This is a genomic window from Anabaena sp. EIM26 (assembly GCF_057568715.1).
This window is the reverse complement of sequence record NZ_CM172472.1, coordinates 2,770,537-2,784,809: the sequence shown is the minus strand read 5'-3', so window position 1 is coordinate 2,784,809 and position 14,273 is coordinate 2,770,537. Positions and strand designations below refer to the sequence as shown.

Here is a 14,273-nt window from a genome sequence, read left to right as displayed (position 1 = left end):
AGGAGTGTCAATTAGTAATATTTACCGCTTTGCTAATTCTGGAGTTTTCCCTTTTAATCCAATCATTAATTTGAGCGCAAATATTTTTAGCATTGGAATTCGCTGCATTAACCATAAACCCAAACGTCGGATAATTACCACTGGTAAGAAGTTATTAGAAAATACTCGATCTAATAAATCAGTGAAACCTAAAATTGTGAGATTTTCGTTTTTTCTCCAGTGTTCATATTTTTTGAGAACCTGGATATTACCAATATCTTCACCTGCTTGGTGTGCTGTTTGAATGACTTCGGCTAAAGCTGCTGCGTCACGAATACCTAAGTTTAAACCTTGTCCACCGACGGGGTGACAGTTATGTGCTGCGTCACCAACTAAAGCCAAACGGGGGAGAACATAGCGATCGCTCTGCATCAACTGTACCTGAAAAATAAAGCGATCGCCCAATAATTCCAATTTACCCATCTGATTACCATACCGCTTGGTCAATTCAGCTAAAAATTCCTCATCATTTAAAGCACACAAAGCCTTTGCTTCTTCATGCGGTGCAGTCCAAACAATCCGACAACGGTTCCCCGGTAACGGTAAAATTGCAAAAGGGCCACTAGACCAAAATTTCTCGTAAGCTGTATAGTTATGGCATTTTTCAGGCTTGACAAAAGCCACAATACATGATTGCCAATATTTCCAACCCTTAGTTTTAATTCCCGCTGCTTGACGAATTGGTGAACGAGAACCATCTGCTGCCACTAGCAACTGAGTACGAATTGTTCGATTCTCACCATCAACTTTAAGGTTAATAGTAACTATATCTTGCTCATTTTGCGTATTTACCACTTCGGCTGGACACAAATAAGTTACATTTGCACAACCTTGCACAAATTCCTGTAACGGTTCTAACAGCGCATAATGTTCAGCCACATAACCTAATTCTGGTGTCCCTAAATCAGAAGTTTGGAACTTCACCACATCAGGATAGTCAGCGTCAGACAAACGCACCTGGCTGTATCTAGCGATATTAGGCAGAATTTTCTCCCAAATGCCAATTCCTTGGAAAATTCGTGCCGAAAGCATATGTACAGCATAAGCCTGACCTTTAGCGACTGCGGCTGATGTCACCTTAGCCTCAATTAGCAGTATACTTAAGCCAGAGTCTTTTAAAGCAGCAGCGGTGGTTAAGCCAACAATCCCACCACCGACAATTACCAAATCATAATCATATCCACGATTATCTGCGGGAGTGTGGGGAGACGCAAGGGTTTGAGTAAGCTGGGTAAGTGGCATTGTTAAGATAGATGACAGCATTTTACCTATTATTTTTACGCAAGTCCCCTCAGAGAGCAAGTTCAGTAGCAAACTATCGCTAAATCCAAAATGTGCTATCAAACATCAAAAGGCTTTTACTCCTGACTCCTGCCTCCTGCCTCCTGCCTCCTGCCTCCTGCCTCCTGCCTCCTGCCTCCGAACTCCGAACTCCGAACTCCGAACTCCTGCCTCCGAACTCCTGCCTCCGAACTCCGAACTCCGAACTCCGAACTCCGAACTCCGAACTCCGAACTCCGAACTCCGAACTCCGAACTCCTGCTGTATTAAGCCATACTCAAAGCCATAAGATTATCAGCCATTTCAAAGTTAGCTGTGACATTCTGCACATCATCTAACCCTTCTAGAATATCAATTAATTTCAGAAGAGATTTAGCCTGATCGGTATCTGTGACTTCTACCTGATTTCCCGGAATCCAACGCAACTCTACATCTGTAACTTTAAAGCCTTTTTCTTTGAGTGTTTGACTCAGTTTCTCTAAGTTTCCTATCTCGGTCAACACCTCAGCCGTTTCATCTGCAATCATCTCATAAGATTCAGCATCACCTTCAAAAGAAGCTTCTAAAAGCTGTTCTTCATCCTCAATTCCTGCAACTACACAAACCCCTTTTTGGGAAAACATCCAACTAACACAACCTATTTCTCCCAGATTTCCACCGTTTTTACTAAAAGCTACCCGCAAATCTGCTGCTGTACGATTGCGATTATCTGTTAAAGCTTCAATTAAAATCGCTACACCACCGGGTCCGTAACCTTCATAGCGAATATCTTCTAAACTGGAGTTATCACCGCCAAGAGTACCTGCACCTTTAGCGATCGCTCTTTCGATATTATCATTGGGAATCCCCGCCGCCTTAGCTTTATCAATCGCTGTCCGCAGTTGAAAGTTGCCTGCCGGATCTGGTACACCATTCCTAGCAGCCACAATAATCGCCCGCGATAGCTGAGTAAAGATATTTCCCCTTTTAGCATCTACTACTGCTTTCTGGCGCTTAATAGTTGCCCATTTACTATGTCCTGACATAAACAAAGAAAAATATTAACACTCTCTTCAAACATAGAATATATCTAGCTTTGACTTAGATGCAAATATCAGGTTGAGCCACTGCGGTTATTTGCTGGTCACATCTTGGACTAAGATGATTGTGCAAGTTCTCAAGTTCTCACGATGAAATTGCGTAAATTTACTAATTATCTGCATCAATTTTGCATTTTCCGTCACTTCCGACGCAAATCCAAGAAATCACTATATTACTTTAGTAGTTTCTTGCTGATGCTGTTTATGGTCATATTTTCTTTAGGTGGATGTAACTTTATCCAATCATCTAATAAAGTCAGTTATGTTACCTTGTGGCATGGTGTAAATCCACCACAAAATCGGGATGTATTGCAAAAGTTAGTCAACAAATTTAATCAAGCTCACTCAGAGATTCACGTAGAATCTTTGTATGTAGGGCAACAAGATCAGCAAATGCCCAAGATTTTAGCCGCAGTGGTCGGGAATGCACCACCTGATTTATTGTGGTTTAATCCGACAATTACTGGACAATTAGTTGAACTGGGCGCATTGATACCATTAGATGAAAAATTAGCTAATTCTCCAGTCAAAGAAGAAATTGATCCTGCCTTGTATACATCAATGCAATACAAAGAGCAAATTTGGTCAGTTCCCTTTGCTACCAATAATGTCGGTGTTTATTACCGTCCCAGTTTGTTCAAAGCCGCAGGAATTACTGAGTTACCGCAGACTTGGGAAGAGTTGCGACAAGCTGCGAAAAAATTAACTCGTGATACCAATGGAGATGGACAGATCAATCAACATGGAATGCTGTTACCTGGTGGAAAGGGAGAATTTACAGTTTTTACCTGGTTGCCTTTTATGTGGAGTGGTGGTGGTAAATTGGTACAGGGTAACGGTCAGAGTGCAGCAGATGTGGTTTTGGCAGATAATCAAGGAGCGATGCCTGCGGCGAGCGGAGCGATCGCAGCTTTGCAATTTTGGCAAGATTTAATTACAGATAATACTGCATTACTATCAGTCCCAGAACGGGGTTATGAAATCGAAAGCTTGGTTAATGGCAAAGTGGCAATGCAGGTAACAGGCCCTTGGAGTTTGGGAGAATTGAAACAAAGTGGCATAGATTTTGCTGTTTTTCCCATTCCTGTGCAGCAAGAACCGGCTACCGTCATTGGTGGTGAAAATCTATTCCTGTTTAAAACTACCCCAGAAAGAGAAAAAGCCGCTTTTAAATTTGCTGAATATACCTTAAGTGCAGATTTCCAAACAGAACTAGCTTTGGGAACTGGTTATTTACCTGTCAATATTAAATCTCGTCAAAGTCCTAAATATCAAGAATTCCTGAACCAACAACCACAGATCAAGGTATTTTTAGAACAGGCAAAACACGGACATTCACGTCCCATCTTTCCCGGTTATACTCGCATTTCTGACAGTTTAGGACGCGCAATTGAATCGGTATTATTAGGTAAAAGTTCCCCAGAATTAGCCTTGAAAGCAGCCCAGCAACGCTTAGATTTAATTTTCAAGTAATTACTGCTGAAATTGGGTTAATGACCTAGCACAAACTGACTTGTGTCTGCCCTTAAGTATATATGTTCTATAAAAGCATCCCGGAAGATTTAGAAAGAACTGTAACCTGTATTGTCCTAATGAATAAGACAGTTTACAATAATATAGTATGCAAGCCAGAAAACACTACCCACACGCTCCAATCACCGAAGCAGTAATTGACATACAAGCTCAACTACCACCAAAAGTTAAGCTTGAAGCTTTGTTGCAAATATATTCAAGCATTCAAGCAGAGTATCCAATGCGTGAAGATATGTTCATTTTACACGGGGAAATGATTGTAGGTGCTAGTGTGGGGGCGACAGCAAGTCAATCCCACATGGGCTATAGAGCCTTAAGTAGTGACCAAAAGCATATTTTACAAATGCGCTTGGATGGATTTACTTTAAGTCGTTTAGCCCCATATGACTGTTGGGAAACATTCCGAGATGAAGCCAAGCGACTATGGAGTACATATCAGTCGTTGACCAATCCACAAGCTATTACTAGATTAGCCATCAGGTACATTAACAGGTTAGATATTCCTCTACCTGTTGGTGATTTACAAGAATATTTAAGGACATTTCCTGAAGTTTCTACTGACTTATCTCAAGGACTAAGTGGCTACTTTATGCAGCTACAAATTCCACAAGAGAATTTAGCAGCAATGCTAGTTCTTAACCAAGCAATTGTTCCCCCACCTACAGAAAAATTTGTTTCTATACTCTTAGATTTAGACATATTTGTAGAACAAAATATTCCTAACAATGACACAGTAATGTGGGAAATGCTGGAACAAATGCACAAACAAAATAATCAAGCCTTTGAAGCTTGTATTACAGAACGCACAAGGGAGTTGATTAACTAATGGCTACTATTACAACCCCACAACTTCATAAGAATCTTAGTCCACCAAAACTACTTGTTTTAGATTCAAAAGCAAGTTCACAATTGCAAAGTCCAGAGGGACGCAAAATAGATGAAATTTTGCACAATTTGACGTTTATTAAACAATATTTAGAATCTTTGCCAACAAGCATGGAAATAGATCATAATCCTGTGCCACCCAAACGCTCAGAACGTGTAATTATGCGTGCTAAATTAAAAGGGCGTGGAAAACCTCTGCCATATCCTCTAGACGAAGAATGACCATAGAAAATTTCTGGGTGCAAATAAATGAAGCTGCACTCAGGCAAGGAGATTTCCTTCCTGGGTGTCTTGTACCAATACCAGTGTTTGACCCTACAAAATTTGGAAAAAATAGCTCAACTCAAGAAGTAGAACTAGAAATAGAGGAATACGATTTAATTATTTTAACTCAAAGCTGTGACTTAGAAAATTCAAAAATAAGTCAAGTATTATTATGTCCAATTTACTCAATTCCAGAATATGAGGAAGCTAACCCAGCATTTAAAACTAAAGGTGTATGGAACGAAGTTTTAAAAGGTAGAAAAGAGGGTTTATATTTACTTGCTTCACCTACTAATCCAGACAATAATAGAGAAGCACTAGTGGTCGATTTTAGACAAATATATAGTTTGCCTTATGATTATGTTTTAAAAAACGCAACAGAATTAGGATTTAGGTGGCGGTTAAAATCTCCTTATTTAGAACACTTTTCTCAAGCCTTCGCAAGATTATTTATGCGGGTTGGTTTACCATCTTCAATTCCGCGTTTTTAGTAACAGAAAAATGACCACAACAATATGGTGTGTAGGGGAATAACTAGCCCCAAAACAAAGGATGCAGAGAAAATAAATTTATTGATGCAGCGTCCCAACACCATTTTTTACTTTTGACTTCCGCGTAGCAATTACTCATCTATTGCGACAGTTGGAGCAAAAACTACTAAGCTGGTAATATAGCACATTAAAACTTTACCGGAAAACCTGAAGCGCAAGACCAGCGGTTCAGATTTTTTCTCTGTCTAACTACGTTGTAAATACATTATGTTTGATGCACTATCTGACCGTTTAGAGTCTGCCTGGAAAAAACTGCGGGGACAAGATAAAATATCCCAATCTAACATTCAAGACGCTTTGCGGGAAGTGCGCCGCGCCTTGTTGGAGGCAGATGTGAACCTCCAGGTAGTCAAAGATTTTATTGCCGAGGTCGAAACCAAAGCTCAGGGATCTGAAGTAATTTCCGGTGTGCGTCCTGACCAACAGTTTATCAAAATTGTCTACGATGAACTGGTACAGGTGATGGGGGAAGAAAATGTTCCCCTAGCCGAAGTTGAAGGTAAAACTACAGTCGTACTCATGGCTGGGTTACAGGGTACTGGTAAAACCACTGCTACAGCTAAGTTAGCCTTACATTTACGGAAATTAAATCGTAGTTGTTTATTAGTGGCAACAGACGTATATCGTCCCGCAGCAATTGATCAGCTGTTGACACTAGGTAAGCAAATTGATGTACCTGTGTTTGAATTGGGCAGCGACGCTGATCCTGTGGAAATTGCCCGTCAAGGTGTGGAACGCGCTAGAGCAGAAGGCATTAATACAGTTATTGTAGATACGGCTGGACGCTTACAAATCGACCAAGAGATGATGGGGGAATTAGCCCGCATTAAGTCAACTATCGAACCTGATGAAACTCTGTTAGTTGTGGACTCAATGACGGGTCAAGAAGCTGCAAATCTGACTCGTACCTTTCACGATCAAATCGGCATTACTGGGGCAATCCTGACCAAATTAGACGGTGATAGCCGTGGTGGTGCAGCACTGTCAGTACGGCAAATTTCCGGTGCGCCGATTAAGTTTGTTGGTGTGGGTGAAAAGGTAGAGGCGCTACAACCTTTTTATCCTGAACGGATGGCTTCCCGGATTCTGGGTATGGGTGATGTTTTGACCTTGGTAGAAAAAGCCCAAGAAGAAATTGACTTGGCAGATGCCGAGCAAATGCAAGCGAAAATTTTGTCGGCGAAGTTCGATTTTACCGATTTTCTCAAGCAGATGCGGCTGCTGAAAAATATGGGTTCCCTGGGTGGGATCATGAAGATGATTCCGGGTATGAACAAGCTTTCTGATGACCAGTTGAAGCAGGGTGAAACCCAGCTAAAACGGTGTGAGGCGATGATTAATTCTATGACACGCCAAGAACGCCTTGATCCAGATTTGTTGTCTAGTTCTCCTAGTCGGCGGCGGCGAATTGCTTCTGGTGCTGGTTATAGAGAGGCAGATGTCAGTAAATTGGTGGCTGATTTCCAAAAAATGCGATCGCTCATGCAACAAATGGGTCAAGGTAACTTCCCCGGTATGCCAGGAATGTTCGGCGGCGGCAACCCCCTAGCAGCAGGTAATAATCCCGGTGCCGGCTGGCGCGGTTATCCTGGTGGCGCAGCACCCGCGAAAAAGAAAAAGAAAGAGAAAAAGAAAAAGGGTTTTGGCACTCTGTGAAAATAGGTGACAGGTGAGAGGTGACAGGTGACAGAGGGAAAATGAGGGAAATGGGCGAGAGATGGTGGAGTTCTCTAATTATCGTTCTTGTACCTTCTTCCATCCTTATATCTTTTGCTCTTTCTTATCTTTCTTATTAACTGTCACCTGTCACCTGTTCCCTGTCACCTTCCTCCTGTCACCTTCCCCCTTGCTACCTTCTTCTCCTATTAACTGTCACCTGTCACCTGTTCCCTGTCACCTTCCTCCTGTCACCTTCCTCCTTGTACCTTCTTCTCCTATTAACTGTCACCTGTCACCTGTTCCCTGTCACCTTCCCCATTAATGCCTAGCAAGTGCTAAAATTGTCATTTCAGCATCAGAAGTTTTGAATAGAGTCCGTCTAGGCTAGTCACTTCTTCCTCAACCAGTCACCAAATAACTATAAACAGGAGAAAAAATTCTCAACATGATCAAACTGCGCTTGAAGCGATTCGGTAAAAAGCGGGAAGCAAGTTACCGCATTATTGCTATTAACGACCTTTCTCGCCGTGATGGTCGTCCCCTAGAAGAACTAGGTTTTTACAACCCCAGAACAGATGAAGTACGACTAGACGTTCCCGGTATTGTCAAGCGACTACAACAAGGGGCCCAACCCACCGACACCGTTCGTCGCATCCTCGTAAAAGCTAATGTTTTTGAACAGGTCCGTGCAACAGCCGCATCATAAGCTTGAAATGAAATCACCAACAGCCAGTCCTGACTATGTGGGACTGGTTCAGTTTCTTGTCCAACCGTTTTTAGAATCTCCAGAGTCTTTAAGCGTCGATTGTGAAATTTCTCCCACCCTCAAAAGGGCTTGGATTCGCATCGCCTTTGAAGCCACAGACAAAGGAAAAGTCTTTGGTCGGGGTGGACGCAATATTCAGGCGATTCGCACGGTAATTGCAGCAGCAGCAGAATTGGCGGGGCAATCAGTACACCTGGATATTTACGGCAGCAACTCCCAAAGTCGGGAGGGTATGTCTTTTGATGAAGAGCAGGAAGAAAGAATACCGCCACCAAAATCGAGAGAAAGAAGTGGAAATGTTCCCATGCCTGTTGCTAAACCTCGGTTTCGCTAGGTTCACACTGGGAAATTTACACAGAGTCAGTCAGTGATCAATTCTGGGAAAAATGTAGACAGGTGGCAACAAGATTGTCAAATACTTGCGGAATCTCTCGTTGCTATAACGGAGTTGTTAGTAAAGTATAGACATCTGTTGCCAGCCTACTCTCAGAATTAAAATAATTCATAATTCGTCGTTTGTAATTCGTATAGGCATATTTTTAAGTTAAGATACTGTAAATACTTATAAAGATTTAAAAAATTATTTTGCTGCTTTCTTCAGAGAAATATCGTCATTTGTCAAGAACTGTTCCTCAACTAATTGTAAAAAAACTATGGCAGGTGCTTTAACAATTCAACTGCCTAACATTCCCAGTGCGATCGCTCTAGGGGGATATGGGGAAGCAAATCTCAAATTCCTATCTCAACAAACAGGAGCTAGTTTAGTTCTACGCGGACAGGAACTGCTGATTACGGGAACAGACAAACAAGTTGAACTCACGGCGCAATTAGTGCGATCGCTCGAAAGTCTATGGAGTAAAGGCAATAATATCTCAACTGCTGATATTTTAACAGCCCGTCAAGCCCTAGAGAGCGATCGGCAAGGCGAACTCCAAGACCTACAGCGAGACATCCTCTCCAAAACTCGCCGTGGTCAAGAAATCCGCGCCAAAACCTTTCGTCAAAGACAATACATCGAATCCATCCGCAAGCGTGACCTCACCTTTGGTATTGGCCCTGCGGGAACAGGTAAAACCTATCTCGCCGTTGTTATAGCCGTTCAAGAACTCCTCGCTAATCAATTTGAACGCATAATTTTAACTCGTCCCGCAGTAGAAGCCGGTGAAAGACTAGGATTTTTACCTGGAGACTTACAACAAAAAGTAGATCCCTATCTCCGTCCCCTTTATGACGCTATTCATGAATTCATCGACCCCGAAAAAGTCCCCAACTTAATAGAACGTGGTGTAATTGAAGTAGCACCACTTGCCTATATGCGGGGACGTACATTAAACAACGCCTTTGTAATTGTCGATGAAGCTCAAAATACCACACCTGCCCAGATGAAAATGGTTTTAACTCGCTTGGGTTTTGGTTCACGCATGGTAATTACAGGAGACATCACCCAAACCGATTTGCCAATTCACCAACAATCAGGATTAACCATAGCTTTACAAATTTTGAAACACGTTGAAGGCATCGCCTTTTGTGAATTTACCCAAAAAGATGTAGTTCGTCATCCTCTAGTACAACGTATTGTTGCCGCTTACGAACAACATGAAAAATAGTCAACTAGTCATCAGTTATTAGAAATAAAAAACCAGCTTATGAGTACAACCTTGAGAGAATTTATAGAAGCTTGTCAAAACTTAGGAAATGTCAGGCTCATTGTCACCAGCAGCGCCACTGTCTTAGAAGCAAGATGTAAAATAGAAAAACTATTTTATGCTGAATTACTCAAAGGCAAATATGCAAATATGCACACTGATGACTTTGAATTTCACTTGAACATGGATAAAATTACCCAAGTGAAATTTGAAACAGGTGAAGCAAAAAGAGGCAATTTTACAACTTACGCAATTCGGCTTTTAGATGAAAAACAAGAACCTGCATTAAGCATATTTCTACAATGGGGTAAACCCGGTGAATATGAACCAGGTCAAGTAGAAAATTGGCAAGCTTTACGGGAGAAATATGGAGAAGTTTGGCAACCTTTACCCATCGAAACTTTGTAATTTAATCTCTAAATCCCCTTTTTCCCTCGTTCCCAGTCTCTGACTGGGAATGCCCATTAGAGGCTCCGCCTCCCTTAAATAAATAATAAGTAATAAATAATAAATTAACACTTATAAGCAATAGTGACATACTCCACACACTCCCTTTCAGGTGAGTGTGGGCTTCTCAGTGACTCCTCTCTAAATCTTCCTAAAATCTAATAGTCGTATGTTCAAAAACGTAAGTTTCAATTTTTTCTTTTACTGCTAAAGAAATTTAGTACTGGTGTTTAGACAGTGACCTGTGGTAGCTTAAGTGAAGTAAAGTACTCAGTACATAACTAAACAGGTTCTTATGAATGAATGGAAAATTATTGAATCTCTGCCTGGCAAAATTGTCACTCAGGAAGACTTACGCATCAAAGGAAGCTGGATAGCTCCCTTGCTTCTGGTGCTTCCTGGTTTAGTGCCAATTTGGTTGGGGATACCAATTTTACCTGCAACGATTTTTTGCCAACCTGTAGGTATAAGTTCACTCCAGTGTAAAAAAAAGCAAGAATTTTTGGGAATTCCCATTCAAAGCCAATCGTATACCCAACCAGCATCAAAGCCCAAGCCTAGCACTGAAGTTATACCAGGCAATACCCTTTTAGTTTCCATTGGAGTTACCTGGATAGGTGGATTAGGATCGATATTGCTGTTGTCGGCTTGGTTTACGGTCACTCTAACGACTTGCACCCTTGAAAGAACAACAAACCAGATTTCTATCAGCAAAAAGACTGCTCTCCGTCAACGTGTGACTACTTACCTCTCTTCAGAAGTGCAAGAACTGATGCTGAAACTTCCCAGTAGTCCTACAACAATTGAGGGTTTTGCTGGTGGTGTAGTGAAAATTAAACTAACAACCCATTCAGGTAAATCTCTGCTGCTTTACTCCCAAACTTATGACCATTTACCCCAGGATGACAAGCTGTTAGTTGGTCTAAGTCAGCTACTTAATTTACCCTACAAGCTAGTTCTAGATTTGGGATTAGAGGTTTGGAAGTTTGAATCAAACGGGAAAATCACCACCCATAAGTTAGGTAAATGCTTTGCAGAATACACGTTTAAAGATATTGCTGGGGTGGAAATAGAAACTCTGGAAGAAGGCAAGAATGCCAATAATATCTGCCGTTATCGAGTCAACTTAGTTACAATTGATGGAAAAAGATTACCCGTTTCCGAGTTTATTAGTGAAGACTTAGATGCAACTAATACCAGTTATGCCAAAATCTGGGCTAACCAAGTGAGCGATCGCTTACGTCAGTTTGCCAATTTTCCTGCTGTACAATAAGGCTATGTGTCACAATTTGTCTTATGCACAAACTAAAACAGTAATTTTATGTTTTTTATCAGAGTGCTTCGCAGCTTTTTTTTAATGCTTTTACTCCTACTAGGAAATGGAGAAGCACAAGCTGGCGAATTAGCAACCCGTTTAGCAAACTTTCCACAATGGGAAAAATTAACATCAGTCAAAATAGCCAAAGGTGATTTAGTATATCCTGATTGGATGGCTGGAACTTGGCAAGTTACCAGTACCTTAGTAGATTTAGCCGCACCTTTAGCACCAGATATCATTACACCTGGTTTTGAAGGAAATCGTCTTCAACTAAATCAACCTATTACTTTTTCAGTCAGATTTGTGAAAATTAAACCGCAAATCTCAGGTTTAAAACTTATTCCTAAAATAGATAATCAATCACAAATATTAGTAGCTGATAGAGTATTTAACAGCCTGAATTTATCCAGAGCTTACTTAGGAAATGATACAATTTTATCAGTTAAAATAGATCCAGAATCTCCTAATCGTCAAATTACCTTTTTGCGTGGAGAACGTCAATTAGTTTCTATTGTCACCGCACGCGCCACAGAAAATACACCTGATCATAAATTTATCACCACAGAAGTATTTCAACAATTATTTAAAGGTAGTTCTCGTCCCTATTTCAATACTGTAGAATCTACAACAGCCTACCATCAACTTTCGGCATCTAACCCAGTAATTGAAGCAGATCAAGTTACTGCTGTTTACCTTTCTCCCCAAGATCCTGATTATTTTACCGCAGGTTCTCGACCAGTAGCACTTTATCGTTATCATCTCGACTTTTTCCCATTAGCACAACCAAATATTTCTCAAGAATGATTTCATCGTTTCACTATTGACATGCGTGTATTACAAGTGTAGCATAAATATTCCCAGCTAAAACTCATGCTTTGGGATGGTGTGCATTATGGCAAATTTTCGAGACATTATTAATTATTTTTCTCCCTATTGGAAGCTGAGTATTTTCAGCCTTACTGCATCCAGTCTTTACGAAATTATTGATTTAATCGTACCTTATGCGATTGGACAAATTTTGAATGTTTTGTCGAATCAACCTTTAGATAAACCAATACAAGGAGCGATAAATAGTTTTTCAAATATCACAAATTATCCAGTTAGTCAAACTTTATCATTAACTGTATTACTGGGGCTAATATTTATTGTCACTGTAGTTAGAGCGCCAACACAACCTTGGTTAACTAGTTGGTTTCACTGGGATATAGCTTTAAGATCACGTCGAGATAAAACCAAAACAGCTATCAGCAAAATTCTCACCCTTCCACTGGAATTTTACGATGAAAATAATCCTGGACGCATTGCTGGAAGAGTAGCTAGAGGACTTTTTAACCATACTTGGGGTTATCCTGAAATTGCTGGACAACTGATTCCTAAACTTTTCCGTGTGGTGGGAATATTTGTATTTATCGCTTTTATTGATTGGAGAATTGCTGGTGTATTTGTAATTTCCTTTGTTGTTATCCTTAGCTTTACTTTAAGACAATTAAAGAGGCTAGTTCGGTACGAATCAAATTTGGATAAATACATGGAAAATACCGAAAGCCGCACTTCTGAAATTATCACTAACATCAAAACAGTGAAAGCTTTTGCCACAGAATCCCAGGAACTAGAAAGACAAAAACAGCGGTTGCATCGAGAACTAATATCAGTTGATTATCGACTCCATAAAGGTTATGTCAAACTTGGTACATGGCAAAGAACTGTCATCCAGTTTTGCATATTTATGATTCTTGGTTTGACTCTAGTAGCTACAGTAAATGGTAAAATTTCTCTAGGTCATTTTATTATGACTTTGACTCTTTCTAGTATGGCTTATTCTGAGTTAGAACCTATTAGCAACTTAGCAGAATCTTTCGCACGTCGCTATTCTGCTATGGTGCGGTTTCACGAATTTTTGCAAACACCATCAGGAATAGATTCAGATGGACTTTTGACAGACATAAATCAGAAAAAGCCGCCATATAAATTTACTGGTAAGCTGGAATTTTCTCAAATCAGTTTTGGATATGATAGCAATCGTCAAGTTTTGCAAGAAATTAACTTGTTAATTGAGCCATATCAAACAGTGGCGTTAGTGGGAAAATCAGGTTCTGGTAAGTCTACTTTAATCAAGTTGCTATTGCGTTACTTTGAACCACAAACAGGGCTGATTTTGATTGATGGTGAAGATATTCGTAACTTAGATGTAGGCAATTATAGACGCAGATTAGCGATCGTCCACCAGGAAGTAGACATTTTCAACGGTACAATTTTGGATAACCTCAAATATGGTAGACCAGAAGCGACCTTTGAGCAGGTGCAGGAAGCCTGTAGAATCGCCAGACTTGATGAAGTAGTTCAACACCTACCCCAAGGTTATTACACCGTTGTGGGGGAAAGAGGGGTGAGGTTATCGGGGGGGCAAAGACAGCGTTTAGGAATTGCTAGGGCGTTGCTGGTGGAACCAGACGTTTTAATTTTTGACGAAGCTACCTCTAGCCTAGATTATGAATCTGAGCGTTCCATACAACTCGCTATGCGCTCAATTCAGGGAACTCGCACCACAATTATTATCGCCCACCGTCTCAGCACAGTCAGGGAAGCCGATAAAATCGTAGTTCTTGATCAGGGAAAAATTGCCGAAGTCGGTAGCCACGCTGAATTATTACTTCAAGAAGGCATTTACCACCGCTTACACTCCCTGCAAGAAACAGGAAACTTGATTGATTAATTCCCTAAAACCCTTTTGGAGTAAGCTATTTGAGTTTTTCACAAAAATCTTTTCCCCAAACCCTTGCCAGATTTTAAAACTGGTGCTATTGT

Annotated in this window: 14 protein-coding genes; 12 read left to right on the top strand and 2 right to left on the bottom strand. The window is 40.7% G+C overall.

The features are described from left to right. Window positions 1-21 precede the first annotated feature (21 nt). Both AC012T_RS12135 and AC012T_RS12130 read right to left on the bottom strand, forming a co-directional pair. Window positions 22-1,281, bottom strand: a complete 1,260-nt coding sequence (locus AC012T_RS12135) for an FAD-dependent hydroxylase (protein WP_487066044.1) — start codon at window positions 1,279-1,281, stop codon at window positions 22-24. 305 nt (window positions 1,282-1,586) lie between these two features. Further along, window positions 1,587-2,345: a YebC/PmpR family DNA-binding transcriptional regulator gene (locus tag AC012T_RS12130; RefSeq protein WP_487066042.1), complete on the bottom strand. Its 759-nt coding sequence runs from the start codon at window positions 2,343-2,345 to the stop codon at window positions 1,587-1,589. A 144-nt stretch (window positions 2,346-2,489) separates the two neighbouring features. On the opposite strand from AC012T_RS12130, the gene AC012T_RS12125 reads away from it, so the two are divergent. The 12 genes from AC012T_RS12125 to AC012T_RS12070 all read left to right on the top strand — a co-directional run bounded on the left by AC012T_RS12125 (window position 2,490) and on the right by AC012T_RS12070 (window position 14,181). Continuing rightward, window positions 2,490-3,872, top strand: coding sequence for an ABC transporter substrate-binding protein (locus tag AC012T_RS12125; protein ID WP_487066040.1), 1,383 nt, complete (start codon window positions 2,490-2,492; stop codon window positions 3,870-3,872). Window positions 3,873-4,020: 148 nt separating this feature from the next. Continuing rightward, window positions 4,021-4,758 (top strand): TIGR04255 family protein, encoded by a 738-nt coding sequence (locus AC012T_RS12120; RefSeq protein WP_487066038.1) that lies wholly within the window; start codon window positions 4,021-4,023, stop codon window positions 4,756-4,758. Continuing rightward, window positions 4,758-5,039: a hypothetical protein gene (locus AC012T_RS12115; protein ID WP_487066036.1), complete on the top strand. Its 282-nt coding sequence runs from the start codon at window positions 4,758-4,760 to the stop codon at window positions 5,037-5,039. Before AC012T_RS12120 ends, AC012T_RS12115 begins: the two co-directional genes overlap by 1 nt. Further along, entirely contained in the window at window positions 5,036-5,572 is a 537-nt protein-coding gene (locus AC012T_RS12110) for a hypothetical protein (protein ID WP_487066034.1), read from the top strand. Before AC012T_RS12115 ends, AC012T_RS12110 begins: the two co-directional genes overlap by 4 nt. Before the next feature lie 267 nt (window positions 5,573-5,839). Continuing rightward, window positions 5,840-7,288 (top strand): signal recognition particle protein, encoded by a 1,449-nt coding sequence (gene ffh / locus AC012T_RS12105; protein ID WP_487066032.1) that lies wholly within the window; start codon window positions 5,840-5,842, stop codon window positions 7,286-7,288. 448 nt (window positions 7,289-7,736) lie between these two features. Then, on the top strand, window positions 7,737-7,997 hold the full coding sequence (gene rpsP, locus AC012T_RS12100) for a 30S ribosomal protein S16 (protein ID WP_015214383.1): 261 nt from the start codon (window positions 7,737-7,739) through the stop codon (window positions 7,995-7,997). 7 nt (window positions 7,998-8,004) lie between these two features. Further along, window positions 8,005-8,391 carry a KH domain-containing protein gene (locus AC012T_RS12095; RefSeq protein ID WP_438890133.1) on the top strand — a complete coding sequence of 129 codons (387 nt, stop codon included), beginning with the start codon at window positions 8,005-8,007 and terminating at the stop codon, window positions 8,389-8,391. A gap of 319 nt (window positions 8,392-8,710) precedes the next feature. Then, window positions 8,711-9,664 carry a PhoH family protein gene (locus AC012T_RS12090; protein WP_487066029.1) on the top strand — a complete coding sequence of 318 codons (954 nt, stop codon included), beginning with the start codon at window positions 8,711-8,713 and terminating at the stop codon, window positions 9,662-9,664. Between the two features lie 39 nt (window positions 9,665-9,703). Continuing rightward, window positions 9,704-10,111: a ChuX/HutX family heme-like substrate-binding protein gene (locus AC012T_RS12085; RefSeq protein WP_487066027.1), complete on the top strand. Its 408-nt coding sequence runs from the start codon at window positions 9,704-9,706 to the stop codon at window positions 10,109-10,111. 334 nt (window positions 10,112-10,445) lie between these two features. Next, window positions 10,446-11,423, top strand: a complete 978-nt coding sequence (locus AC012T_RS12080) for a hypothetical protein (RefSeq protein WP_487066025.1) — start codon at window positions 10,446-10,448, stop codon at window positions 11,421-11,423. Between the two features lie 48 nt (window positions 11,424-11,471). Further along, the gene (locus AC012T_RS12075) at window positions 11,472-12,272 is read left to right on the top strand and encodes a DUF6816 family protein (RefSeq protein WP_487066023.1); all 801 of its coding nucleotides are present in this window, start codon (window positions 11,472-11,474) and stop codon (window positions 12,270-12,272) included. Window positions 12,273-12,360: 88 nt separating this feature from the next. Beyond that, window positions 12,361-14,181 (top strand): ABC transporter ATP-binding protein, encoded by a 1,821-nt coding sequence (locus AC012T_RS12070; protein ID WP_487066021.1) that lies wholly within the window; start codon window positions 12,361-12,363, stop codon window positions 14,179-14,181. The last annotated feature ends 92 nt before the right edge of the window (window positions 14,182-14,273 follow it).

Excerpts from the sequence above, each read along its gene's own strand:
- AC012T_RS12135 (WP_487066044.1), bottom strand. The coding sequence starts at position 1,281 with ATGCCACTTACCCAGCTTACTCAAACCCTTGCGTCTCCCCACACTCCC.
- AC012T_RS12130 (WP_487066042.1), bottom strand. The coding sequence starts at position 2,345 with ATGTCAGGACATAGTAAATGGGCAACTATTAAGCGCCAGAAAGCAGTA.
- AC012T_RS12125 (WP_487066040.1), top strand. The coding sequence starts at position 2,490 with ATGAAATTGCGTAAATTTACTAATTATCTGCATCAATTTTGCATTTTC.
- AC012T_RS12120 (WP_487066038.1), top strand. The coding sequence starts at position 4,021 with ATGCAAGCCAGAAAACACTACCCACACGCTCCAATCACCGAAGCAGTA.
- AC012T_RS12115 (WP_487066036.1), top strand. The coding sequence starts at position 4,758 with ATGGCTACTATTACAACCCCACAACTTCATAAGAATCTTAGTCCACCA.
- AC012T_RS12110 (WP_487066034.1), top strand. The coding sequence starts at position 5,036 with ATGACCATAGAAAATTTCTGGGTGCAAATAAATGAAGCTGCACTCAGG.
- ffh (WP_487066032.1), top strand. The coding sequence starts at position 5,840 with ATGTTTGATGCACTATCTGACCGTTTAGAGTCTGCCTGGAAAAAACTG.
- rpsP (WP_015214383.1), top strand. The coding sequence starts at position 7,737 with ATGATCAAACTGCGCTTGAAGCGATTCGGTAAAAAGCGGGAAGCAAGT.
- AC012T_RS12095 (WP_438890133.1), top strand. The coding sequence starts at position 8,005 with ATGAAATCACCAACAGCCAGTCCTGACTATGTGGGACTGGTTCAGTTT.
- AC012T_RS12090 (WP_487066029.1), top strand. The coding sequence starts at position 8,711 with ATGGCAGGTGCTTTAACAATTCAACTGCCTAACATTCCCAGTGCGATC.
- AC012T_RS12085 (WP_487066027.1), top strand. The coding sequence starts at position 9,704 with ATGAGTACAACCTTGAGAGAATTTATAGAAGCTTGTCAAAACTTAGGA.
- AC012T_RS12080 (WP_487066025.1), top strand. The coding sequence starts at position 10,446 with ATGAATGAATGGAAAATTATTGAATCTCTGCCTGGCAAAATTGTCACT.
- AC012T_RS12075 (WP_487066023.1), top strand. The coding sequence starts at position 11,472 with ATGTTTTTTATCAGAGTGCTTCGCAGCTTTTTTTTAATGCTTTTACTC.
- AC012T_RS12070 (WP_487066021.1), top strand. The coding sequence starts at position 12,361 with ATGGCAAATTTTCGAGACATTATTAATTATTTTTCTCCCTATTGGAAG.